This window comes from Lentibacter sp., from assembly GCF_029254145.1.
Classification (GTDB): domain Bacteria; phylum Pseudomonadota; class Alphaproteobacteria; order Rhodobacterales; family Rhodobacteraceae; genus Lentibacter.
This window is the reverse complement of sequence record NZ_JAQWYD010000067.1, coordinates 1-22,850: the sequence shown is the minus strand read 5'-3', so window position 1 is coordinate 22,850 and position 22,850 is coordinate 1. Positions and strand designations below refer to the sequence as shown.

Here is a 22,850-nt window from a genome sequence, read left to right as displayed (position 1 = left end):
GTTTTTTCGTCCCTTAAAACAAAAAGGGACGCGGAAACCCGCGCCAGCGCCTCGTGTCTATAAAAGGAGTCGCAGATATGATCAAGAGCTTTTGACGCTTCATTTTTTTGGCCTATACTCCCCTTAAGAAACTGGAGCCAGAATGCCGCGTGTTGCTTATGATTTGATCCACCCTGAACGGCGTACAACATCTGTTGTGTTTGCTTCGCCGCACAGCGGGCGGGACTATCCTTGGACGTTTCTGCGCAAGACTGTTTTGGACCAACACACCATCCGAACATCGGAAGATGCCTTTGTAGATAGGCTTTTTGCGCATGCACCCAAATGTGGGGCACCGTTTCTGACGGCGGGCGCGCCGCGTGCTTTTGTTGATCTGAACCGCGCGCCTGAGGAGCTGGACCCAGCATTGTTTGAAGGGGTGAGCGCGCGGGGGCACAATCCGCGGGTGGCTTCGGGGCTTGGAGTGGTGCCGCGCGTGGTGGCAGGGGGGCGGGCGATTTATCGTGGAAAGCTGCCCCTGAGCGAGGCGGAGCGCAGAATCAATACGTACTGGCGGCCCTATCACGAGATGTTGGGCAAGCTTTTGGACCAGTCAAAAGCCGCGTTTGGCGAGGCGATTTTGGTTGACTGCCATTCGATGCCCCATGAGGCAATGGACCTTGCGGCGCGGGGGGCAATCCGCCGTCCCGAAGTGGTGATCGGGGACCGACATGGCGCCTCGGCAAGCACCGAGGTTGTCGATCATATCGAGGCGGCGTTTACCCGTGTAGGGCTACATGTGGTGCGCAATGTACCTTTTGCAGGGGCCTATATTTGCCAGACATACGGGCGGCCTTCAAAGGGACAACACGCGATCCAGATCGAAATTGACCGCTCGATCTATATGAACGAGCAGATGATACGCCCGAACGGGAACTTTGAGGCGTTTCGGCGGGCTCTCAAGGGGATCACAGCGGAGATTTGTGAGATCGGCCGCAAGGTTGCGGAGCCTCTTGCGGCGGAGTGATCCGTAAAATTTATCTATATTTATCAGACGTTTTGGTGAGATTTGTCCGAGTGTAGCAGCCCCGTGTTGCTGCCCCATGAGCGCAGCGTCCCGAAGGGTTAATGCGCCAAAACACAGCCAAATCGAGGGGGTGATATGCGTGCACAACCCGTGCACAACCCGTGCACCGCCTGAATGGGTGTTTGGTTAACAGAAATTAAGTTAAGGGGGCGTTCGGTGGGGCAGAAAACTTGCAGTACAATTGTGGCGAGCCGAGATTTAAGGCGGGTCCAGACTTGCGCCCGACGACAGACATATGGTTACTTTGCTTGGTAGTATTTTGAGTGTGTTGGGCAACAATTTATGCAATCTGCATTGATACCATTTTTTGAGACGAATGCTGGGCTTGCAGCTTTTTTTTTGGCCTTGGTTGTTGTCCCTATCGTGTCAAAGCTGACGGCGTACTTTGCCACTGCAAGCCTTCTAGAGCAGATTGAGGACGTCCACTCACATCCGACCTTGGCGCGCCGGTACAGGCAGAAATCCACTAACTGGTATGAGAAGGGCATCGTCGTCACCCTAAATTTCTTTGAGAAAATTTATGGTGAGAAGAAATTCAGCACGAGGGCCTTCGTGACTTCGATGCAGATTGCTATCGTTTATTTTTGGATTGCGGCAGTTCTAGCGCTTGTGATCCTGAGTATTATGACGGGAGCAGTATTCACCGAGTTCAAAGTGGAAATACTCGTAAACCTGCTGATCATTTTGATCTGTGTTTGGGTGAGTGTGAAACTCTTTTTTCTTTCAGGTAGATTGGTTTCTTGGCTTACTTTAGCACGTCCTTTTGTGCAGCAGATATCGGGTGCTATGGCTCTGGAACCAAATGCGCCAAGTGCGGGTTGGGTCGTACGGCTGGTAACAAACCGTCAGTTCTATCGCATCCTAATCTCTCTATCTTTCGCGGTAGCATATCATGTCTTGCTCAAGTGGATAGGTGGCCCCCTTTTACCCAATTCTCTCGCGGATGCTGTGGGCACAAATAGTTTGGAAGGCTACCTCGGAATATCAGTCGTGTGCCTGGCGATTGGTGTTTATTTGGCGCTTGGATTTCGTTTCATCGTTGAAGTTGGTATCTTTTACCCGTTGTTTGGCGCCCTCTTTGCTCTGCTATTTTTTAAAAATGATCATTCTGTGTTTATGGTCGCCGTATTTGCCTTCTTGGTTTACCCTGTGTCGAATGCAGTCTTTGACTTTATTTCGATCGGAGCGACGCGGAGCTTTCTAAGCAAAATTCTGCGGGATCAGTTGCATTTTAAAGCCGTTGTTAGAAATTTGACTTTTGATCTTTTGGTCGCTCTTGTTTCTTTTGCTGGGTTTATTGTGACGACAGTTACAATGATCAGCTTCATTTCGGTTTTCATTTTAGGCCTTTTCCTTGGAGCCGATGCAAAAACCGTCCGCTCAATGGACCCATTGGGCATGGCTCAATATGCAGGTTTTATTGGTGAGCTGGGAGGAGAGCTACCTCGTCCCACGCCCCGCCCGCCCTTGAACAAAGGGGAGGACGCCACAAAACCGATAGATTTAAAGTCTGGGGCCGAGCCTAAAACTGGCAGCTCGGCAGAGTTTAATGAAGTGACTGCTTTGGTTGTTGTGGTTTGTCTCTTTGGAGCGACGACATTTGCGCCCTCACTGGTCCATCTTCTGATTGTTTGCTCAAACAATTTCAGTCAAAGAACCAAAAGCTGGTCAACTGCGGTTTCGATGCTTGAAGCGCCGCCAGCTCAAATTTCAAAAACATGGTCCAATGATGTTTTGAAGCGAATACGAAGTGGGCATTTGTGGGGCTGGAGTTTTGTGCTCTGGGGAGCTCTGATCTTTGGGGTTGTTGTGCTGTAAGGCAATGAAAAGTGCGTTCCGCGACCACCCCTTCGCTACAACCCCACCGCTGCCTCTGCCGCTTTGATTGCTGCTGATGATCCCGTCAGGGAGATCACTCCGCGCCGTGTCAGGTCTTCTATGATCAGTGTATCGCCGCCCTTGAGGGGGCGCAGGGCTGTGCGGGGGAGGGTGAGGCTATAGGCGGGCTGGCCTTGTAGCATCACGATTTTGCCGTGGCGGTAGGTGTCGAGCGGGGTGATTTTGCCGCCTGCATAGCTCACAGAAAGGCGCAGGGTGAGCGGGCGGGCACTCCAGAGGCCTGTGATGAAGAGTTGAGCTGTGCTTTCGCCGTCTTCAAAGCGCAGGGTTGCGCCGAGGCCGTTTGCGCCCTGTGCGCTGGCAAAGCTGGCTTTGCCTGAGTGGCCGGCCGTCCAAGCGGGGCCGGACTGCGCATGGAGCGCGGGGGCAAGAAAGCAGGCAAGCAGAACAACAAAAAAACGCATGAATAGGCCCCAAAACGACAATAGATGCGCATGGGTCGCATATTTTCGCGTGTGGGAATAGCGGTCATTGAGCATTTACACTTGGGGTGTTACGCTTGCGGCATGCTCGGCATCGGGGCCAACAGATGTGTAAGAAGGAGGGACTTCGTCCTGTCACCAAACGTTGTTGCGGCCAAAGGCGCGGCGCATGCGGCCCCAAAAAAGGCCAAAGAGCTGAGCAGCGAAGACTTGCTTGCTGCCATACTGAAATCACTTGACGATGATAAAGCTGAAGATGTCGTGCAGATTGATCTGCGCGGGAAGACATCTATTGGCGATTATATGGTTGTTTGCTCAGGGCGCTCTTCGCGTCAGGTGGGCGCGATCTCTGAGAAGCTTGCGGAGCGCTTGAAGCTTGATCACGGCCGCGCCTCAAAGATCGAAGGCAAGAACACGGGCGACTGGGTTTTGGTCGATACGGGCGATATTATCGTTCATGTCTTCCGCCCTGAGGTGCGCGAGTTTTACCAGCTTGAGAAGATGTGGCTGACGCCCGAGGCGGAAAAGGCCTGATATGCGAGTTCAGATCTGCGCGGTGGGCCGTCTCAGAGGCGGGCCCGAGAAAGCGCTGATTGATGATTATGTGACGCGCTTTGAGCGCACGGGGCGGGGGCTGGGGCTTACCGCCCTTTCTGTTGTGGAAGTTGAGGACAAGAAGGGCGGTGGCATGGAGGCCGAGGCCGCTCTTTTGGAGCGGGCTTTGCCTAAGGGCTGCGTCTTGGTCTGTCTCGATGAGCGTGGACGCGTGGAAAGCTCGCCCCAGTTTGCCGAGCGTTTGGCGGGCTGGCGGGACACAGGCGCGCAGGATGTGGCTTTTGTCATCGGTGGTGCTGACGGGATTGCGCCGAGCCTGCGGGCGCGGGCCGCGCATTCTGTGAGTTTTGGAAAGATGGTCTGGCCGCATATGCTTGTGCGGGTCATGCTGTCCGAGCAGCTTTATCGCGCGGCGTCGATTTTGGCGGGTGCGCCGTATCACCGTGAATGAGGCTCCGGGTGTTGCCCCGAAGCGTTTGAGAGCGTAAACGCTTGTCGCAAAGAAGGTATGGGCAATGAGCAGACAAAAACCGGTTGTTTTGTGTATTTTGGATGGGTGGGGCCACTCGGAACGGCGCGAGGACAATGCGCCTTTGCTGGCCAATACGCCCAATTTTGACAGGATTTCAGCGGAGTGCCCTCACAATTTTCTCACCACTCATGGGCCTGATGTGGGCCTGCCGAGCGGGCAGATGGGCAACTCTGAAGTCGGTCACACCAATATCGGCGCGGGGCGCGTTGTGGCGATGGACCTTGGGCAGATCGATCTGGCGATTGAGGATCAGAGCTATTTTGAAAACGAACGGCTGAAGGCGTTTATCGCTCAGTTGAAGGAGACAGGTGGCACAGCCCATCTTGTCGGGCTTGTCTCGGACGGGGGCGTGCATGGCTCGCTTGTGCATCTGATCGCGTCGGTCAATGCGATTGCTGAGGCGGGTGTACCTGTGGCCATTCACGCAATTGCAGACGGGCGCGACGTTGCGCCGAAATCGGCCTTTGGGTATTTTGCGGCCCTCACGGAGGCACTTCCTGCCAACGCCAAGATCGTTACGGTTACGGGGCGATATTTTACGCTGGATCGTGACAACCGCTGGGAGCGGGTCAAGGAAGCCTATGACGCTATGGTGCATGGGCAGAGCGGCTATAAGGCGATGGATGCCCATGGCGCGATTTCAAATGCTTATAACCGCAGCGAGACCGACGAGTTTATCTCGGCCACGGTTCTGCGCGGCTATGAGGGTATGAAGGACGGTGACGGCGTTTTCTGCCTCAATTTCCGTGCCGACCGCGCGCGGGAGATACTGGCGGCAATGGCTGAGCCTGATTTTGACGGGTTTGATACGGGCGCGCGGCCCAAGCTTCAGATGCTTGGGATGGTTGAATATTCGGACGCGCACGAGCGCTTTATGGACACGGTCTTCCCGTCTCGGGTGATTGTGAACACGCTGGGCGAATGGGTCGCCAAGCAGGGCCTCAGGCAGTTCCGCCTTGCGGAAACAGAAAAGTATCCGCATGTGACCTTCTTTCTCAACGGCGGCAAAGAAGGCGCGGAAGACGGCGAGGTACGCTACATGGCGCCGAGCCCGAGGGTTGCGACCTATGACATGCAGCCCGAGATGAGCGCCGCAGAAGTCACAGATGCGTTTGTGGGCGCGATTGAAGACGGGTTTGACCTTATCGTAACAAACTACGCGAACCCAGACATGGTTGGTCACACGGGCGATTTGAAAGCCGCGATGAAAGCCTGTGAGGCTGTCGATGCGGGCCTTGGCCGCGTGCTTGTGGCGCTTGAAAAGGCGGGCGGTTCTATGATTGTCACGGCGGATCACGGCAATTGCGAAATGATGCGGGATCCTGTGACAGGCGGCGCGCATACGGCGCACACCATTAACCCTGTGCCTGTGATCCTTGTGGGCGGCCCGAAGGGGGCGGCTTTGCGTGAGGGGCGCTTGAGTGATCTGGCGCCGACACTTCTTGCGCTTATGGGGCTGCCGCAGCCTGAAGAAATGACTGGCGAAAGTTTGATTGTATGAACTGGCGCGCGGCGCTCTTGGCGGCTTGTCTGGCTGTGCCAACGGAGCTCTGGGCGCAAGACGTAAGCCCTGCCGCGGCCGCAGCATCCGCGCTTGAGGATTTGTCCGCCGCGCGGGATCTGCTTGAGGCGGCGAAGGGCGGGCGCGAGCGTGTCGCCGCTTTGAGTGAGACAGTGCGCGCCTATGAGGCGGGGCTGAGCGCCGTGCGCGCAGGGTTACGCCGCGCCACGATCCGCGAGCGGGAACTGAGTCTCAAGCTCGCCGGTCAGGAAGAGGAGATCGCGGCGCTGCTCACGGTGCTTCAGGCGCGCGGGCGCGCGGGCTCTCCCAGTCTGTTCTTGCATCCCGAGGGGGCGCTGGGAACTGCGCGCGCGGGTATGATTGTGAGCCAGATGACACCTGCGCTGAATGCACAGGCCGACGCTTTGCGCGAAACACTTGTTGAAGTGAGCACCTTGCGCCAGCTTCAGGCGGGTGCGGAGCGCGGCCTGCAAGAGGGGCTCACCGGCGTACAGGACGCGCGGACAGCTCTGAGCCAAGCGATTGCCGACCGCACAGATTTGCCCCGTAGGTTTACTGAAGATCCAATCAAAACGGCATTGCTTATTGCCACCACCGAGACGCTTGAAGCCTTTGCGGCTGGCTTGGGTGAAATCAGCGGCGGACCTTTGGAAACAGCTGCAAACGCGGATGTTTTTGACCAGAAGGGCGCGCTGCCGCTGCCTGTGGCAGGGCGTGTCTTGCGCCGCGCGGGCGAGGCTGATGCTGCTGGGATCAAGCGGCCCGGTGTCTTGCTTGCGACGCGCCCACGGGCGCTTGTCAGCGCTCCTGTGGCCGCAACGATCCGTTATCAGGGGCCGCTTCTGGACTTTGGGAATGTGATGATTCTTGAACCAAAATCAGGGCTTCTGATGGTATTCGCGGGGCTGGATGTGGTGTATGGAAGAACAGGTGAGGTGATTGCAGAAGGCGCACCTTTGGGCCTTATGGGCGGCAAAGACGCCGCAATTGGCGAAATATTGACACAAGTTGGTGATGGAACAGGGAGTGACCTTTCACAATCACTCTATTTGGAAGTAAGAGAAGACAATGAGCCAGTGAACCCCGAGAGCTGGTTTCGCACACAAAGGGAAGACTGAGACATGAAGAAATTTCTCATGGCGGCGGCAACCGGAACGCTTGCGAGCGTGCTGATCACCACGCAGGTGGCAGCGCCTTTGCTGGCACAGGAATCCACCAAGACCACGAATGTTTACCAGCAGCTTGATCTATTTGGTGACATCTTCGAGCGCATTCGTGCGCAATATGTCGAAGAAGTGGACGAGGGCGACCTGATTGAAGCGGCCATCAACGGCATGTTGACCTCGCTTGATCCGCATTCAAGCTACCTTAGCCCAGAAGACGCGGAAGGCATGAAAGTGCAGACCAGCGGCGAGTTTGGCGGGCTTGGCATCGAGGTCACCCAAGAAGAAGGCTTTGTGAAAGTTGTTTCCCCGATTGATGGGACACCAGCGGACGAAGCGGGCGTGGAAAGCGGCGACTTTATCACTCACGTCGACGGCGAGAGCCTTTTGGGCCTCACGCTTGACCAGGCGGTCGAGATGATGCGGGGGCCTGTGGGCAGCGAGATTGTCATCACGGTGGCACGGGAAGGCGAAGACGAGCCGCTCGAAATTTCGATCATTCGAGATACCATCAAGCTCACGGCTGTGCGCTCACGCGTAGAAGGCACGAGTGTTGTTTTGCGGGTGACGACGTTTAACCGCCAGACCTCGCCCAACCTTGCTTCTGGGATCAAAGAGCAGATCGAAGAGGCGGGCGGCATGGACAAGGTTAACGGGTTTATCCTTGATCTGCGCAACAACCCTGGCGGGCTGTTGACCGAGGCAATTGCAGTTTCGGATGCTTTCCTTGAGAGCGGCGAGATTGTTTCGACCCGTGGGCGCAACCCTGAAGACGGCGAGCGCTATAACGCAACGGCGGGTGACCTGACGGGTGGTAAGCCGATTGTTGTCTTGATCAATGGCGGCTCTGCATCGGCCTCCGAGATTGTGGCAGGGGCGTTGCAAGACCACCGCCGCGCCATCGTGGTTGGTACGAAGAGCTTTGGCAAAGGCTCGGTTCAGACGGTGATGCCGCTCAGAGGCGAGGGCGCGATGCGCTTGACGACGGCGCGGTATTATACGCCATCAGGACGCTCAATTCAGGCGCTTGGCGTGTCGCCTGATATTGTTGTGGAGCAACCCCGTCGCAAGCCTGACGCGGAGACGGAAGAAGAGCAAACCAAGTTTGACGCGCGCACCGAGGCCGACCTGCGTGGCAGCCTCAACAACGACAGCCTGACCGAAGACGAGATTGAACAGATCAAGAAGGATCAGGAAAAGGCGCTCGCAGCGGCCAAGCTGCGCGAAGAGGATTATCAGCTCGCCTATGCGATTGATATTCTGAAGGGACTTGAAGCGCTTGGGCCGCAAGACAAGTAAGCTTTACGCTTGAGATAAGAAAGGGCCGTGCCTGAGATAGCGCGGCCCTTTTTTGTGAGGTCGCTCAGACGCTGCCAGCCTTTTCGATGACAAGGGCGCGCATTGGTCCGTCGGGACACGCGATATGTTCATCGCCGTTCTCGGCGTGAAAAATATCACCGACTTTCAGGCGCAAGACCTCTTCGCGGCCCTCTTTGCGGATGTGCATATCGACTTCACCATCCAGCACGACAAAGACTTCGGGACCATCGTTGATGTGCCATTTGTAAGGTGCATCACTCCAATGCAGGCGCAGGGTTGCGCCCTCAATCTGCTCGATCGGGAGGGCGTCCCATGCGGCTGTGCCGGTAAAGTCGCGGGCGGTTATCTTTCTCATGTCAGCTTCTCCATCCTTGATATAAAACGTCTAAGCCAAGCAAGTTGGCACAGCCACTTGCGGACCGACGCCATAGGCCTGCGAAACGGGGGAAATAGGGATGGATCACACGGATCAGAAAATATTGGCCGCATTGGCGCGCAACGCTCGGCTGAGCTTTGCTGCTCTTGGGCGCGAGATCGGCCTGTCGCGCACTGCCGTGCAGGACCGTGTGGGGCGGCTGGAGCAGAGCGGCGTGATCACTGGCTATGTGACCGAATACAATGCTGAGGCGGCAGGGCTTGTCAGCGCGGTCTTATTTGTGCGCATTGCCGCGCGGCCCTGTGACCCTGCGCTCACCTGGCTAGCCTCGCTCTCGGGAGTTGAGGAGGTGCTGTCGATTTCAGGCGAGATCGACGCTCTGGTGCGCTGCCGCGTGCCAAACCCAGCGGCCTTAACGGCGCTCAATGACAAGATCGGCGCGAATGCCATGATTTCTTCTGTGCTGTCATCGCTTGTTCTGGCGCGGCGCTGTTAAGGGGCTGTCTGTGCCTCGCCTCTTGTAGTGGCTCTGCCCTTGCGCCAGAAGGGGCATAACTGGGGGGGAGACTTATGCTGGAAATTTTTGTGCTCTGTGTCGCGGGCTTTGCCACCGGCGCGCTCAATGCGGTTGCGGGGGGCGGAACATTTATTTCCTTTCCTGCGCTGGTTTGGCTCGGTGTGCCACCGATTATGGCCAATGCCACGGCGACATTGACGGCCATTCCGGGTTATGCGGGGAGCGCTTGGGCGTTTCGCAAGGATATTGCGGCGGAGGGTGCGCTAAGCTTGCCTGTTATGTTGCTGATCTCTGCCCTTGGGGGCCTGACTGGCGCGCTGTTGCTGACGGTGACAAACGAGGAGGTCTTTATGGGCCTCGTGCCTTGGCTTTTGCTCGTGGCAACACTGATATTTGCGGCGGGGCCAAAGCTTCTGGCGCTTTTGAAGGGGGGCGGGCTTGGCACGATTGGCTCTGTGGCTGTTGTCTTGGCCGTTTCGATTTATGGCGGGTATTTTAACGGTGGTCTCGGGATCATGCTTCTGGCGGTGTTCGGCCTCATGGGATTTGCTAATCTGCACGGGATGAACGGGCTGAAGAACCTGATGTCGACGATGATCTCTATCGTTTCAGCGGGCGCGCTTGCTGTGGCGGGGCTGATTGCTTGGAAGAGCGCGATTGTGCTGGCGCTGGCAACGACGGCAGGGGGCTATTTTGGCGCCGCTTATGCGCGTAAGATCACCAATATGAAGCTTTTGCGCGGTGGGATTGTGGCTGTTGGCCTGATCATGACCGTATTGTTTTTTCTGAAGTGAGGATGTGATGAGCCCTGAAGAGATTGCCCAACTGCCCTATCGCCCCTGTGTGGGGGTGATGCTTGTGAACGCCGAGGGCCATGTATTTGTGGGCCAGCGACGCGACCGGGACCAAGACGCATGGCAAATGCCGCAGGGCGGCGTCGATGCTGGAGAAGGCGCGCGCGATGCGGCGTTGCGCGAGCTTTGGGAAGAGACTGGTGTGACGGCAGACAAGGTCTCGGTTGAGAGCGAAACGGCGGGCTGGCTGCCCTATGATTTGCCCCACGACCTTGTGCCGAAGATCTGGAAAGGCCGCTTTCGCGGGCAAGAACAGAAGTGGTTTCTGATGCGATTTCACGGCGCAGACAGCGATGTCAATATTGCGACGGAGCATCCTGAGTTTTCGGAGTGGCGCTGGCTTCCCGCAGATCAGCTTGTCGCAAATATTGTCCCGTTTAAGCGCGAGGTTTATGCCGCGGTGCTTAAGGCGTTTTCAGATCAGATATGATCGTGCCGTTGTTCACCTCTCGCGGGTGAGGCGCGCTCCAGCCGACGCTCCACAAATTTAACCCGGGAAATAGCACGCGACGTGCAAACCTTGTGTTTCGCGTGCCTCTGGTGGGCTTTGGCGGCAGATGTCCTGCGCCTTGGGGCAGCGCTCGGCGAAGGCGCAGCCTTTGGGCGGGTTGATCGGGGAGGGCGGATCTCCTGAGAGCTTCATCGGGCGCACATAGCCTTTTGACTTGCGCCGTGCGAGTGACGGTGCAGCGGCCAGAAGTGCTTGGGTGTAAGGATGTTGTGGGGCTTCAAAGAGGGCTTCAACAGGCCCGTGTTCAACAATCTTACCAAGATACATTACGGCGACATCATCGCAGACATGGCGGACCACGCCGAGGTCGTGGCTGATAAAGAGATAGCTGAGGCCAAGTTCGTCTTTGAGGCGCGCCAGCAGGTTGAGAATTTGGGCTTGGATGGCCACGTCGAGCGCGGACACTGGCTCGTCGCAGACCAGCAGCTTCGGGTTGGTGGAAAGGGCGCGCGCAATGGAAATGCGCTGGCGCTGGCCGCCTGAGAACTGATGGGGAAACAGGTTGAGCTGATCAGGGCGTAGGCCGACGAGCTTAAAGAGCTCGCGTACGCGCGCGTCGCGTTCGGCGGGTATTCCTATTTCCATAAGGTCCATCGGTTCGCGGACGATATCGGCAACCCGCGCGCGCGGGTTGAGTGAACTATACGGGTCTTGAAAGATGAGCTGGATATCGCGGCGGCGTTGGCGCATGTCCTCATCGGATAGCGTCAGCAGATCCTCTCCTTCAAAGAGCACCTGCCCGCCTGCGGCCTCGGTGAGCCGTATAGCAGCCATCGCTGTTGTGGTTTTGCCAGAGCCGCTTTCGCCGACGATTCCCAGAGCGCGGCCCTTGGCAAGCGTGAAGGAGACAGAGCGCACAGCCTCAAGATGCTGGCGCGCGCCGAACAGGCCTTTTTTGCCCAGAGCGAAGCGCACTGTCAGATCATTGGCTTTGAGAAGGACTGTCATATGCGGGCCTCTTCTACGGCGTGGCAGGCGGAGGGGTGATGGCCATGATTGGCAAGAAGGGGCTTCTCGGAAAGGCAACGCGCATCGGCGTGGGCGCAGCGCGCGGCGAAGGCACATCCTGCGCCCAAGAGGTGCAGAGGCGGGACGACACCGGGGATTTCTTTGAGAGCTGTGTCACCTTTGCCAAGTGCGGGAATGCAATCAATCAGCCCGCGCGCGTAAGGATGTTGTGGGGTATCGAGCACGCTGTCGGCGGAGGCTTCTTCGATAACGCGGCCTGCATACATGACGGCGACTCGGTCGGCCATCTCGGAGATAGCGCCCATGTCGTGGGTGATAAGGATGATGGCTGCGCCGAACTCGCGCTGGATTTCATTGAGCAGATCAAAGATTTGGGCTTGTACCGTCACATCGAGCGCTGTTGTCGGCTCGTCGGCTATGAGCACCTTTGGACGGCAAGAGACAGCCATCGCGATCATCACACGCTGACGCATCCCACCCGAAAGCTGATGCGGGTAGTCGCGCGCGCGCTCGGCGGGAGAGGGAATGCCCACCCGGTCAAGCAGGGCCACGGCGTCTTTCATGGCGGTGTCACGGCTGACCTTCTGGTGTAGCATGATGGCCTCGGCTATTTGCGCGCCGACGGTGAAGACGGGGTTGAGCGAGGTCATCGGCTCTTGAAAGATCATCGCTATTTCGGCCCCGCGCAGGGCGCGCAGGCGGGCCTCGGAGGCGGAAGTCAGCTCTTCGCCGTTGAGCGCAATCGACCCCCCTGCAATCCGCCCCGGAGGCGAGGGGATGAGGCCCATGGTGGCGAGGGCTGTGATCGACTTGCCGCAGCCGCTTTCACCGACGACACCGAGCGTTTCGCCTTCATTGACATGCAGGGAGACGCTGTCGAGGGCTGTCACCTCGCCGTAGCGCGTGTTGAATGTGACGCGCAGGTCTTTGATATCAAGAAGAGCGCTCATCCGAGGGCCACGGCGCGTTTGGTCAAGGGCAGGAGCGGGGGTTTTGCACCCCCGCACCCCCGCAGGATATTTTTTGAAAGAAAAAGAGCATGCATGGGCTTAACGCTCCCTCAGCTTTGGATTGAAGGCGTCGTTGAGGCCGTCGCCTATCAGCGAGACAGCGAAGACTGTGAAGAAGATTGCAAGGCCGGGGAAGGTGACTGGCCACCAGGCACCGAGGATATATTCGCGGTTGGCCCCGATCATGAGGCCCCAAGACATGACATTTGGATCGCCGAGGCCCAGAAAGCTGAGCCCTGCTTCAAAGAGGATGGCGACGCCGATTGTGAGTGTCGCGGAGACGATGAGCGGAGGCATGGCGTTGGGCAAGATGACTTTCCAGATGATGCGCTTGTTTTTGGCGCCGATGGCGCGGGCGGCTGTGACGTATTCCAGCTCCTTGATCTTGAGAAACTCGGCGCGGGTGAGGCGGGCTGTCTGCGGCCAGCTGACCACGCCAATGGCCATAGCGATGGTGAAGAGCGAGGGCGAAAAGAGCGTGACCAGCACCATGGCGAAAAGGAGAGCAGGTAGAACCTGAAAGAATTCGGTGATGCGCATCAGGAGATTGTCGACCCAGCCGCCATAAAAGCCCGCCAGCGCACCGAAGGTGATACCGATGATCATGGTGATCATGGCAGCCGTTGCACCGACCGCAAGTGTGGCTCCGCCCCCTGTGAGCAGACCTGCGACGAGGTCGCGGCCGAGATAATCGGTTCCGAGGGGGAACTCGGGTGTTACGCCGGGGCGCTCGTGGGGTGCCCAGACAACATCAAACGCATCACCCGTGTAAAAGAACTGGCCATAGAAGGTGAGCAGGATGATGACTGCGAGGATAAACACCCCGACGAGCGCGGGGATATTGCGGCGGAACATGCGCCAAGCCTCGCGTGCGGGGCTTTCGGCGGTGTAATCGGACATATCGTTTTGATTGGACATATCAGCGACCTCTCAGGCGGGGATCAGCCCAGCGATAGGAGATATCGGTGAGGATATTGGCGACGACGACCATGGCGGAGGCAAAGAAGAGCACTCCCATGATGGTGGGATAGTCACGGCGCAGGATGCTTTCAAAGGCGAGGCGGCCCATGCCCGGCCAGTTGAACACGGTTTCGACCAGCAACGCGCCTGAGATGAGGTTGCCAAACTGCAGACCTGCGACCGTCAGGATGGGCAGGGCTGCGTTGCGCAGGGCATGTTTGAAGAGAACGGAGCGCTCGGGGGAGCCTTTGGCGCGGGCAGTGCGGATGTAGTCGGAGCCGAGCACCTCAAGCATGGAGGCGCGCGAGAGGCGGGCATATTGGGCGAGGTAGATGATCGCCAGTGTAAAGGCGGGCAGCACCAGATGATGCGCCACATCGAGCACCTGCGTAAGAACGGGCGCATCGCGCAGCTTGACCGATTGCATGCCTTCGACGGGGAAGATCGGGATGGCGGAGGCGAAGAGGATGATCAGCATGATGCCAGTCCAGAAGACGGGCACGGCGTAGCCTATGGTTGCGAAGACCGAGACGAAGGCGGACATGACGCCGTTGGGCTTGCGCGCGGCGATGACGCCGAGGAAGACGCCGAGGACGATCGAGATGATCTGCGCTGAGATCACCAGAAGGATCGTTGGGCCAACGCGCGCAGCGATGAGTTTTGAGACAGGCTGGTTGAAAAAGAAGCTTTCACCGAGATTTCCTGTGGCGACGCCTGAAATATAAATCCAGAGCTGGGTCAGGACCGGCTTGTTGAGGCCGTAGTCTTCGCGGATGCTTTCGAGCATCTCCTCGGTCGCACCACCCATTTCGCCTGCAATCACAACAGCAGGATCGCCGGGAGCGAGGCGGATGAGTAAGAAATTGAGAATCACGACACCGAGCATCAGGAGAAGGCCATAGGCAAGGCGGCGTGACAAAAAGGAGAGGCTCATGGGATATCCTAGGTGTTCAGGGTGACAGGGCCGCGCAAGACTGCGGCCCTGCCAAAAAGCCTAGCGCTGGATTACTCGGCCCACTCGACCATATCCATCGGGTGCATTGTGCCCCAGATGCCTTTTGGCGCGTTTTTGAGCTTCTTGCTAAAGGCCGTGTGATAGGGCGTTGCGTTGATCCAGTAGATCGGGAGATCAGCGGCGACGATCTGCTGGAACTCGGCATAGAGCGCGCGGCGTTTGTCCATGTCTAGCTCGACTGCCGCGGCGCCGAGAATTTCGTCGACACGTGCGTTGCTGTAGGACTGGGTGTTGGACCAGATCACGCCTTTGCGGATGTTGGAGCTGAGATACGTGCGGTGAACACCGATCACGGGATCACCCCAGTTGAAGACCACGTCCATCGAGAGTTCGAAGTCATGTCCGCCAACGCGGCCTGCCCATGTGGGGAAGTCGGGAGCGGCGCGCACAGTGAGCTCGATGCCGATCTTTTTGAGCTGGGACTTCAGATATTCGGCGACAGACTGCTGCTGCTCTTTGGGGCCAGGAATATAATCAATCGTCAGTTCCATCCCGTCGCCATAGCCAGCCTCGGCCATGAGCGCGTTGGCTTTGTCCAGATCGGTGTCATAGGCGGGAATGCTGCCATCAAAGAAGGGTGAGCTTTCAATGATCGGGCCACGTTGTGGCTTGGAAACGCCACGGTGCAGGGCCTTTGTGATGAAGTCGCGATCAACCGCATAGGCAATGGCCTGACGTACGCGCACATCGCTGAGCTTTTCGGAGGCTGTGTTGAATGCGAGCCAGTTGATCGGGCCAACGGCAGCGTAGCCTTCGCTGGTGATTTCAAGGGTGTCGACCTTTTCCAGCCGCTTGATTTCCTGACTGCCCGCCATGAAAGGATAGATGTCGGCATCGCCGTTTTCCATCGCGATCAGAAGCGCTGAGGGGTCTTTGATGATGTTAACGATGATTTCGTCAAGCTTTGGGCGGCCCTCGATGAAGAAGTTGGGATTTTTCTTCAATACGATGGCTTCGCCAGCTTTGAATTCTTCCAGCATGAAGGGGCCTGAGCCGATGGGGGCAGAGTTTGCCGGGTGTGATTTTACATCCTGCCCATCGCCGTAGATATGTTTTGGAAGGATCGGCGCAAGGGCGGGGGACATGGCCAGAAGCAGCGCGGGGTGTGGCTGGCTGAGATTGATCACAACCGTGTTGGCGTCGGGCGTGTCGATGCTTGAGACAGGAGCGAACATGGTCTGGAAGGGGTGGTTTTCCTTGATCGTCATGATCGAGAAGGCCACATCTTCGCTTGTGACAGGTTTACTGTCGTGGAAGGTCGCGTTTTTCACCAAGTTGAGCGTCACGGAGAGGCCGTCTTCGGCCACTGTCCAGCTTTCGGCGAGGTAGGGCTGCGGCTCCCAGTTTTCGTCATAGCGCAGGGGCGAGGCAAAAATCTGTGTGGAGGGCACGGCTGTGGCGATGCCTGACTGGACTGCGCCGTTGAGATGGCGGGGCACTTGTGTCGAGGCGATGACCAATGTGCCGCCTTCGGCATAGGCGGGCAGGGCGGAGAGCGACATTGCCGAAACGGCAACAGCACCCAAGAGGCGTGTTGTGAACTTCATTTGAGACTCCCTTGGTTTCTTTTTTATATTGGAAACAGCCTAGCGCGGGCTATCCACTGGTAAAACAGTGTTTTCCTTTGTCTAAGCTCGGTTTTTTGATGTTTTAGGGAGCGGGCGCCAGAAACAGATCGTCAAACGCGCCTTCAGAGGACAAGAGCGAGCAGATTTCCAAGACGGCGTTGACGATGGGCGTATGTCTTGCGTTGCGGGTATAGGCGAGGCCAAAGGCGGGTTCGTCGATCTCTCCGATGAGCGGGCGGCAGACATAGCCGTTTTCGCCTTTTCGGTCGTTGGGCCCGCAGATGTTGAGGATCGAGTACCCGTAGTTTGCCGCCACGAGACCGCGCAGGACCGAGGAACTTTGGGTCGTGTGTACAATGCGCGGGGCGAGGCCTGCTTGCTTGAAGATCGAGGTGAAGTAGGGCTTGGTTGCGGCGAGGTCTAGCATGATCATTGGCAGATCAGCGATATCGGTGAGCGAAAGTTCGGACTTGGCGGCCAGCGGCGAGACTTCGGGCAGCAGTACATAGGGGCGCGCCCGAAACATCGGCTGGAAGAACATCGTATCGGGAATTGTGCGGCGATAGGTTAGGGCGGCGTCTATGACGCCGGTGTTCAGAAAGCCAACAAGACTTTCCATATCGCCTTCGCGCAGTTCAATGCGTATTTCAGGGTGTTGGGCGGTGAGGCGGTTGAGGATGCGGGGCAGCATATAGGGGGCCGTTGGGGCATAGCAGCCCATGCGCAGGCTACCCACTGTTGCGCCTCGGCTTGAGAGCAGGTCGGATTCCAATATGCGAGCATCGGCAAGGAAGGCTCCAATCTTGCTGGCGGCAAGCAGCCCCTCATCGGTGGGGACGATGCCTTTGGCGGGCATCCTGTGAAAGAGTGGGACCCCCATGAGCGCTTCGCTGGCGTCAATCGCCGCCGCAATCGAAGATTGTGAGATGTTCATTTCTCTGGCGGCCTGCACGATTGAGCCTGTGCGCAGGGCGGCATCGACATATCGCAATTGTTTGAGGGTAAAGTGCACGACAGATATCCTCGGAAAAAACGGTGTAAGGGCGATGTTAAATCTATTTTTCCGATTAACAAGCCTGCGTTACTTCTTTGGTCAAAGAGGGAGAGAGTCATGAGCCAGATTACTGTTTTTGCGGCGCGAGAGATTATTACGATGGATCCAAACCGCCCGCGTGCCAGCCATGTTGCCGTGCAAGACGGACATATTCTCGCAGTGGGCGGCAAGGACTGCGCGGCTCAATGGGGTGATGTTGTGTATGACCATAGCCTCAAGGACTCGGTTCTTATGCCCGGATTTGTGGAGGGTCACGCGCATATGATGGCGGGCGCGATGTGGCAGTATGCCTATGCTGGCTACCACGACCGTATCGATCCTGATGGTAAGCTCTGGAAAGGGATGCAGACGATTGACGCCGTGGTGGAGAGCCTGAGCGCGGCGGAAGCGACGCTGCCTGAGGATAAGGCGCTTGTCGGCTGGGGGTTTGATCCGATCTTCCTTCGCTCCGAGCGGCTGAGCCGAAAGCATCTCGACCAGATCAGCGCAACGCGGCCGATTGCGATCATGTTTTCCAACTTCCATCTGATGTGTGTGAACAGCGTTGCGTTGGAAATGGCGGGGTATGATGCGCAGACCAATGTCGAGGGCGTTCTGCGCGGTTCGGACGGCAGCCTGAGCGGTGAGCTTCAGGAGATGGCGGCGATGTTTCCTGTGATGCGTCGTCTTGGCATCGATTTTCGTGGGCTGAGCCAGACCGAGGATGCGATCCGTTCGTATGGGCAGGTTTGTACGCGGGCGGGCGTCACTACAGCGACAGATCTATTTGCCACCATCGAGGCGGATGATCTGGGGACACTTGTGAGTGTTACGGACGAAGCCAGCTTTCCGATCCGGCTTGTGCCAACGCTTGGCGCGATCGGTGGCAGCCCTGAAGAGATCGCGCAGAAAGCGCTGAAGCTTAAGGAGCACAGCCATGAGAAGCTCCGCCTTGGCGCTGTAAAGCTCATGACGGACGGCTCCATTCAGGGCTGGACCGCACGTGTGAAGTGGCCCGGATATGTGGGTGGGCAGCCAAACGGAATCTGGAACACGCCACCTGAAACCATCTTTGCGCTTTGTGAGGAAATGCAGAAGCAGGGCATTCAGATGCATATTCACACAAATGGAGACGAGGCATCCGAAGTCTCTATTGCGGCAATTGAGGCGGCAGGACGCAAGCACCCGTGGCCGAGCGCACGGCATGTTTTGCAGCACTGTCAGATGATGGGGCGTGATCAGTTCCGCAAATGCGCGGATATGGGGATTTGCACCAATATCTTCAGCAATCATATCTGGTATTTTGGCGACCAGCACGCTGAGCTGACCATTGGCGAGGAACGCGCCATGCGCATGGATGCGGCGCGCGCGGCCCTTGATGAAGGCGTGCGCGTGGCGATCCACTCGGATGCACCCGTGACCCCTATGGGCCCCTTGTTTACCGCCTGGTGCGCCGTGGCCCGCGAGACGATGAGCGGGCGCATTCTGGGCGAGGCGCAGCGGATCACCACCGAAGAGGCGCTTTATGCGATTACGCTGGGGGCGGCCTACACGCTCAAGCTGGACCACGAGATCGGCTCTATCGAGGCCGGCAAGCGCGCAGATTTTGCTGTTCTGGGGCAAGATCCGACACAGGCGGCAGCGCTCAAGGATGTTGAGGTGCTCGGCACGGTGCTCGGCGGGGCGTTGCATCTGCTATGAAACGCCTGCCACTCACGGTGATTGCCGGCTATCTGGGCGCGGGTAAGACCACGCTCATCAACCGTTTGCTTGCTGAGCCACACGGGGCGCGCCTGATGGTTCTGGTCAATGATTTTGGAGCGATCAATATTGATGCCGAGCTTTTGGAGAGCGCTGATGAGGACACGCTGACGCTGTCAAACGGCTGTGTCTGCTGCACGATTGGCGGCGATCTGTTTATGGCTATTGGCGATGCGCTCGACCGAGTGCCGCGACCAGATCATCTTGTGATCGAGGCCAGTGGAGTGGCGCAACCTGCGAAGATAGCCAATGCGGCTCTTGCCGAGCGCGAGCTTTTGTATTCAGGGATTGTCACTGTTGTTGATGCGCTCAACTACCCTGAGTTGGCGCGTGACAGTCTTGTGGGGGATCAGGTCAAAACGCAGGTGCGCGAGGCAGACCTTGTTTTGCTGGCCAAGGGCGAAAGCGCGGGGTTGAAGCTTGAGCTTGCGGTGCTTTCAGGTGCGCCCGTGATGGCCCTTGAGGAGGATTTGTCGCTGGCAGAGTTGCTCTTGGAGCGCAGCGAACACGCGGGGCCTTTGGCGGGTGCTTCGGCACATCCAGCCTATCAGAGCTGGTCCTGTGAGGAGGCGCGCGTTTTCGAGCGCGCGCATCTTTTGAATAAACTCGCGGCGCGGCCTCAGGGGGCATATCGCATCAAAGGGCGGCTCAGGGGCGAGAGCGGCGGGCTTGAGCTTCATGTGGTTGGTGGGCAGGTGAGCGTGCGTGACTGCGCACAGCCTAAAGCTGGCCAGATCGTTGCCATAGGCCCCAAGGCGGCGCTCAGTGCCGACGATATCGAGCGCTGGTGGGCGGCCGATGGCTAAGCTTGCTGGGGTGTCACGAGACGGGTGGTTTTTGGGTCTTTTGCAAAAGTGTTGGGACAATGGTTCTAGACCCCCAATTTGGCTTCTCTTTTTATTCGCCAAGCCATATTATATCTTCATATAAAAATAATATTTGAGGATTGAACATGAGCCGTTATTTGGCATTGGCGCTATTTTTAGCAGTTTCAGGATGTGGTACTCTGAGTGGTCTGGGCCATGGAGCCGGGCAGGTCTTTCAGGGGATCGGCAGCGATCTTTCGTCGCTGGGCGATATGTTCCAGAGATAGGTTTGGGCGCTTTGATTTAGGTCTGCCAGCGGGCAGGCATACGGGCTTTTCGCAGATTAACTGTCTTGGCGCGCTTGGCGTCTTCTTGGGTGCGTCGGGTGTCAGGGCAGGGGGTATCAGCGGCATCCCGAGCCTCCTCTTGCTCCAAGGCAAGGCGGAAGGACAGAGCGGCCGTGGCCAGCCAGAAAGGCTGGAGTAGATAGCCGTTAAAAACAATCCAGAGCATAAGTGCGATTTGGGCACCGCGCGTCTCAAACTTTGGCTCTGAAATAGGATAGTTGATCAGATCAGGCGTTTGGCCTGTAAAGGCGCTTTGGGCCAGATGGATCAGTGAGCGAAGACTGACCTCTGGGATGAAAAAGATCACGGTAAATAGGGCAAATCCGCCGAGCACACCAATATAGGAAAGGCGGCTTGTCAGGATTGGCCAGAAGTTGAATCCGATCCCCCAAAAGCCACTGAAGACCCGATCAGAGGGGCCAATGGCATAGGCGGCGGCGGCTGTCGGCACGGCAAAAAGCGCGCCAAGCACCAGAAAAAAGGTGTGTAGAGTAGACTGGCTGCAAGGACAGCGGGAATGCGCCCTTCGTTGAAGAGGGCCATATCGCGGGTGAGGGCGTCAAGCGGCGCAGCAAAAAGATCTGCGAAGTGTGCAGGGCCATATAGGCCGACCAGCATGAATGCGACAAGCGCGCTGGCGAGCAGAGACGACAGCCCACGCATCACACTGATTTTGATCACCTCACTGATCAGATACTCCAGCTTCTGGCGGCGCGCCACGCCGATGAACCCAAGCAAGGAGTGCAAGTTTGTGAGCGTGTTGGCTGTATTTGTGAAGGCAATCGTGAGCGGTACAAAGATGATCATTACAGGCGCCGTAAATGCGGCAAGAATGGCGAGAACCGTCGCCAAAACACCATAAAAGCCGAGGCGAAACTCGAAAAAGAATTTCGACACGATAAGGTGTGGTGTGGCACGGATTGCCAGTATGAAGCTGTATCTTAGAAGGCTCATGCAATGCCTGCCCGTTGTTGTGCGAGCACGATTTAGCTGAAAAATGCGGGTATTTTAGGGCGAAACAAAGTCTTTAGGCTTTGTGTGAAGCTTTGAGGGGGAAATCTGGTGCTGCAGGGGAGGATTGAACTCCCGACCTCGTCATTACCAATGACGCGCTCTACCACTGAGCTACTGCAGCAACGATGTGGCGGGTGATTAGACCCAATTCAGCTTTCACGCAAGGCCAATCTGGACGCTTATGCTCAAGCGCTATAAGAGACCATTATGGAGCCAAAAAACACAAAACCGAAAGCCAAGGGCGAAACTGCCCGTGAAGAGCGCTTGAAGGCGGCTTTAAAGGCCAATATGGCGCGCCGTAAGGCGCAGGCTAAGGCACGCACCGCTGCGCAAAGTGGTGAGAGTGCGACGCGTAAAGATAAAGGGTAGAGCAGATGGATCAGATTATCGTAACAGGCAGTGGCCCCGTAAGTGGGCAGATCCCTATTGCAGGGGCGAAAAATGCTTGTCTTGCCCTGATGCCGGCCACGCTTTTGAGCGAAGAGCCGCTGACGCTGACCAATGCACCACGTCTCTCTGATATTCGCACTATGACTCAGCTTCTGGAAAGCCTTGGTGCAGAGATTTCTGCGCTCTCGGATGGCCAAGTGATTGCTATGTCGTGCCACGGGGAGATTAATACCCGCGCGGACTATGATATTGTGCGCAAAATGCGCGCGTCAAATCTTGTGCTTGGGCCGCTTCTGGCGCGTGAAGGGCACGCTGTTGTCTCGCTTCCTGGTGGTTGTGCGATTGGCGCGCGCCCAATGGACATCCACACCGACGGTTTGGAGAAAATGGGCGCGACGATTGAGCTTAGGGAAGGCTATCTGCACGCCAAGGCGAGCGGCGGGCGTCTCAAAGGCGCGGTTATCGACTTTCCGTTTGCTTCGGTGGGGGCGACCGAGAATATCATGATGGCAGCGACCCTTGCGAAGGGCACAACTGTGATCAACAACGCCGCGCGTGAGCCCGAGATTGTCGATCTTGCGGACTGCTTGCGCAAGATGGGTGCGCAGATTGACGGCGACGGCACAAGCACGATCACTATTGAGGGTGTGGACCGGCTTGGCGGGGCGACCCATCAGGTTGTGACCGACCGGATCGAGCTTGGAACCTATATGCTTGCCCCTGCGATTTGCGGTGGTGAAGTTGAGTGTCTTGGCGGCAAGCTGAGCCTTGTAGAGAGCTTTGTTGCGAAGCTCAACGAGGCGGGCATTGATGTGGAAGAGACGGCCTCGGGCCTCAAAGTGGCGCGCAAGACAGGGCCGATCAAGGCGGTGAATGTGACGACGGAGCCTTTCCCGGGCTTTCCGACCGATTTGCAGGCGCAGATGATGGCATTGCTCTGCACGGCTGAGGGCACATCTGTGCTGGAAGAGAAGATTTTTGAGAACCGCTTTATGCATGCGCCCGAGCTTGAGCGTATGGGGGCGGATATTGAAGTGCATGGCGGCACGGCGACTGTGAAGGGAGTGAAGCGTCTCAAGGGGGCGCCAGTGATGGCGACCGATCTGCGCGCCTCTGTTTCGCTCATTCTGGCGGGCATGGCGGCAGAGGGTGAAACCGTTGTGAATCGTGTTTATCATCTTGATCGCGGCTATGAGCATGTGGTGCGCAAGCTTTCGGGCATCGGCGCAAAAGTCGAGCG

24 protein-coding genes and 1 tRNA gene are annotated in these 22,850 nt (G+C 57.4%); 14 read left to right on the top strand and 11 right to left on the bottom strand.

What is annotated here, in order from left to right:
* The first annotated feature begins 142 nt into the window (after positions 1–142).
* Complete coding sequence (locus P8O11_RS07855; protein WP_300293418.1) at positions 143–1,006, top strand: N-formylglutamate amidohydrolase; 864 nt, start codon at positions 143–145, stop codon at positions 1,004–1,006.
* A gap of 342 nt (positions 1,007–1,348) precedes the next feature.
* Positions 1,349–2,884, top strand: coding sequence for a hypothetical protein (locus tag P8O11_RS07850; RefSeq protein WP_300293416.1), 1,536 nt, complete (start codon positions 1,349–1,351; stop codon positions 2,882–2,884).
* A 35-nt stretch (positions 2,885–2,919) separates the two neighbouring features.
* Here the strand turns inward: P8O11_RS07850 and P8O11_RS07845 are convergent, their stop codons facing one another.
* Entirely contained in the window at positions 2,920–3,369 is a 450-nt protein-coding gene (locus tag P8O11_RS07845) for a hypothetical protein (RefSeq protein ID WP_300293414.1), read from the bottom strand.
* A gap of 102 nt (positions 3,370–3,471) precedes the next feature.
* On the opposite strand from P8O11_RS07845, the gene rsfS reads away from it, so the two are divergent.
* The 5 genes from rsfS to P8O11_RS07820 all read left to right on the top strand — a co-directional run bounded on the left by rsfS (position 3,472) and on the right by P8O11_RS07820 (position 8,458).
* A complete protein-coding gene (gene rsfS / locus P8O11_RS07840; protein WP_089892194.1) occupies positions 3,472–3,921 on the top strand; it encodes a ribosome silencing factor in 450 nt (149 codons plus the stop codon).
* Position 3,922: 1 nt separating this feature from the next.
* On the top strand, positions 3,923–4,393 hold the full coding sequence (rlmH, locus tag P8O11_RS07835; protein ID WP_300293411.1) for a 23S rRNA (pseudouridine(1915)-N(3))-methyltransferase RlmH: 471 nt from the start codon (positions 3,923–3,925) through the stop codon (positions 4,391–4,393).
* Between the two features lie 64 nt (positions 4,394–4,457).
* Positions 4,458–5,975, top strand: coding sequence for a 2,3-bisphosphoglycerate-independent phosphoglycerate mutase (gpmI, locus tag P8O11_RS07830; protein WP_300293409.1), 1,518 nt, complete (start codon positions 4,458–4,460; stop codon positions 5,973–5,975).
* Entirely contained in the window at positions 5,972–7,114 is a 1,143-nt protein-coding gene (locus tag P8O11_RS07825) for a peptidoglycan DD-metalloendopeptidase family protein (RefSeq protein WP_300293407.1), read from the top strand. Before gpmI ends, P8O11_RS07825 begins: the two co-directional genes overlap by 4 nt.
* Before the next feature lie 3 nt (positions 7,115–7,117).
* Positions 7,118–8,458, top strand: a complete 1,341-nt coding sequence (locus tag P8O11_RS07820) for a S41 family peptidase (RefSeq protein ID WP_300293405.1) — start codon at positions 7,118–7,120, stop codon at positions 8,456–8,458.
* Between the two features lie 64 nt (positions 8,459–8,522).
* Here P8O11_RS07820 and P8O11_RS07815 read toward each other — a convergent pair whose 3' ends face one another.
* Positions 8,523–8,834, bottom strand: coding sequence for a cupin domain-containing protein (locus P8O11_RS07815; protein WP_300293403.1), 312 nt, complete (start codon positions 8,832–8,834; stop codon positions 8,523–8,525).
* Between the two features lie 100 nt (positions 8,835–8,934).
* Here P8O11_RS07815 and P8O11_RS07810 point away from each other — a divergent pair, with 100 nt between their 5' ends.
* The 3 genes from P8O11_RS07810 to P8O11_RS07800 all read left to right on the top strand — a co-directional run bounded on the left by P8O11_RS07810 (position 8,935) and on the right by P8O11_RS07800 (position 10,656).
* A complete protein-coding gene (locus P8O11_RS07810; protein ID WP_300293401.1) occupies positions 8,935–9,351 on the top strand; it encodes an Lrp/AsnC family transcriptional regulator in 417 nt (138 codons plus the stop codon).
* Between the two features lie 74 nt (positions 9,352–9,425).
* Positions 9,426–10,166, top strand: coding sequence for a sulfite exporter TauE/SafE family protein (locus P8O11_RS07805; protein ID WP_300293398.1), 741 nt, complete (start codon positions 9,426–9,428; stop codon positions 10,164–10,166).
* Between the two features lie 7 nt (positions 10,167–10,173).
* Positions 10,174–10,656 (top strand): RNA pyrophosphohydrolase, encoded by a 483-nt coding sequence (locus P8O11_RS07800; protein ID WP_300293396.1) that lies wholly within the window; start codon positions 10,174–10,176, stop codon positions 10,654–10,656.
* 57 nt (positions 10,657–10,713) lie between these two features.
* Here the strand turns inward: P8O11_RS07800 and P8O11_RS07795 are convergent, their stop codons facing one another.
* The 6 genes from P8O11_RS07795 to P8O11_RS07770 all read right to left on the bottom strand — a co-directional run bounded on the left by P8O11_RS07795 (position 10,714) and on the right by P8O11_RS07770 (position 17,271).
* Positions 10,714–11,685 (bottom strand): ABC transporter ATP-binding protein, encoded by a 972-nt coding sequence (locus P8O11_RS07795; protein WP_300293393.1) that lies wholly within the window; start codon positions 11,683–11,685, stop codon positions 10,714–10,716.
* Positions 11,682–12,656 (bottom strand): ABC transporter ATP-binding protein, encoded by a 975-nt coding sequence (locus P8O11_RS07790; protein WP_300293391.1) that lies wholly within the window; start codon positions 12,654–12,656, stop codon positions 11,682–11,684. Before P8O11_RS07790 ends, P8O11_RS07795 begins: the two co-directional genes overlap by 4 nt.
* Positions 12,657–12,755: 99 nt before the next feature.
* On the bottom strand, positions 12,756–13,634 hold the full coding sequence (locus P8O11_RS07785; RefSeq protein WP_300293389.1) for an ABC transporter permease: 879 nt from the start codon (positions 13,632–13,634) through the stop codon (positions 12,756–12,758).
* A gap of 1 nt (position 13,635) precedes the next feature.
* A complete protein-coding gene (locus tag P8O11_RS07780; protein WP_300293387.1) occupies positions 13,636–14,610 on the bottom strand; it encodes an ABC transporter permease in 975 nt (324 codons plus the stop codon).
* A gap of 71 nt (positions 14,611–14,681) precedes the next feature.
* The gene (locus P8O11_RS07775; protein WP_300293384.1) at positions 14,682–16,238 is read right to left on the bottom strand and encodes an ABC transporter substrate-binding protein; all 1,557 of its coding nucleotides are present in this window, start codon (positions 16,236–16,238) and stop codon (positions 14,682–14,684) included.
* Positions 16,239–16,341: 103 nt separating this feature from the next.
* A complete protein-coding gene (locus tag P8O11_RS07770) occupies positions 16,342–17,271 on the bottom strand; it encodes a LysR family transcriptional regulator (protein ID WP_300293381.1) in 930 nt (309 codons plus the stop codon).
* 99 nt (positions 17,272–17,370) lie between these two features.
* Between P8O11_RS07770 and P8O11_RS07765 the strand changes: the two genes are divergently transcribed.
* Both P8O11_RS07765 and P8O11_RS07760 read left to right on the top strand, forming a co-directional pair.
* Positions 17,371–18,993, top strand: a complete 1,623-nt coding sequence (locus P8O11_RS07765; protein WP_300293378.1) for an amidohydrolase — start codon at positions 17,371–17,373, stop codon at positions 18,991–18,993.
* Complete coding sequence (locus P8O11_RS07760; RefSeq protein WP_300293375.1) at positions 18,990–19,859, top strand: GTP-binding protein; 870 nt, start codon at positions 18,990–18,992, stop codon at positions 19,857–19,859. Before P8O11_RS07765 ends, P8O11_RS07760 begins: the two co-directional genes overlap by 4 nt.
* A gap of 303 nt (positions 19,860–20,162) precedes the next feature.
* Here the strand turns inward: P8O11_RS07760 and P8O11_RS07755 are convergent, their stop codons facing one another.
* The 3 genes from P8O11_RS07755 to P8O11_RS07745 all read right to left on the bottom strand — a co-directional run bounded on the left by P8O11_RS07755 (position 20,163) and on the right by P8O11_RS07745 (position 21,341).
* Positions 20,163–20,513, bottom strand: coding sequence for a hypothetical protein (locus P8O11_RS07755; protein WP_300293372.1), 351 nt, complete (start codon positions 20,511–20,513; stop codon positions 20,163–20,165).
* Between the two features lie 50 nt (positions 20,514–20,563).
* Positions 20,564–21,160 (bottom strand): hypothetical protein, encoded by a 597-nt coding sequence (locus P8O11_RS07750; RefSeq protein WP_300293369.1) that lies wholly within the window; start codon positions 21,158–21,160, stop codon positions 20,564–20,566.
* Positions 21,161–21,266: 106 nt separating this feature from the next.
* Positions 21,267–21,341: transfer RNA gene (locus tag P8O11_RS07745), tRNA-Thr, on the bottom strand.
* A gap of 86 nt (positions 21,342–21,427) precedes the next feature.
* Here P8O11_RS07745 and P8O11_RS07740 point away from each other — a divergent pair.
* Both P8O11_RS07740 and murA read left to right on the top strand, forming a co-directional pair.
* Positions 21,428–21,589, top strand: a complete 162-nt coding sequence (locus P8O11_RS07740) for a hypothetical protein (RefSeq protein WP_300293367.1) — start codon at positions 21,428–21,430, stop codon at positions 21,587–21,589.
* A gap of 5 nt (positions 21,590–21,594) precedes the next feature.
* Positions 21,595–22,850 (top strand): UDP-N-acetylglucosamine 1-carboxyvinyltransferase (murA, locus tag P8O11_RS07735; protein ID WP_300293364.1); only part of this gene is annotated, 1,256 nt, incomplete at its 3' end.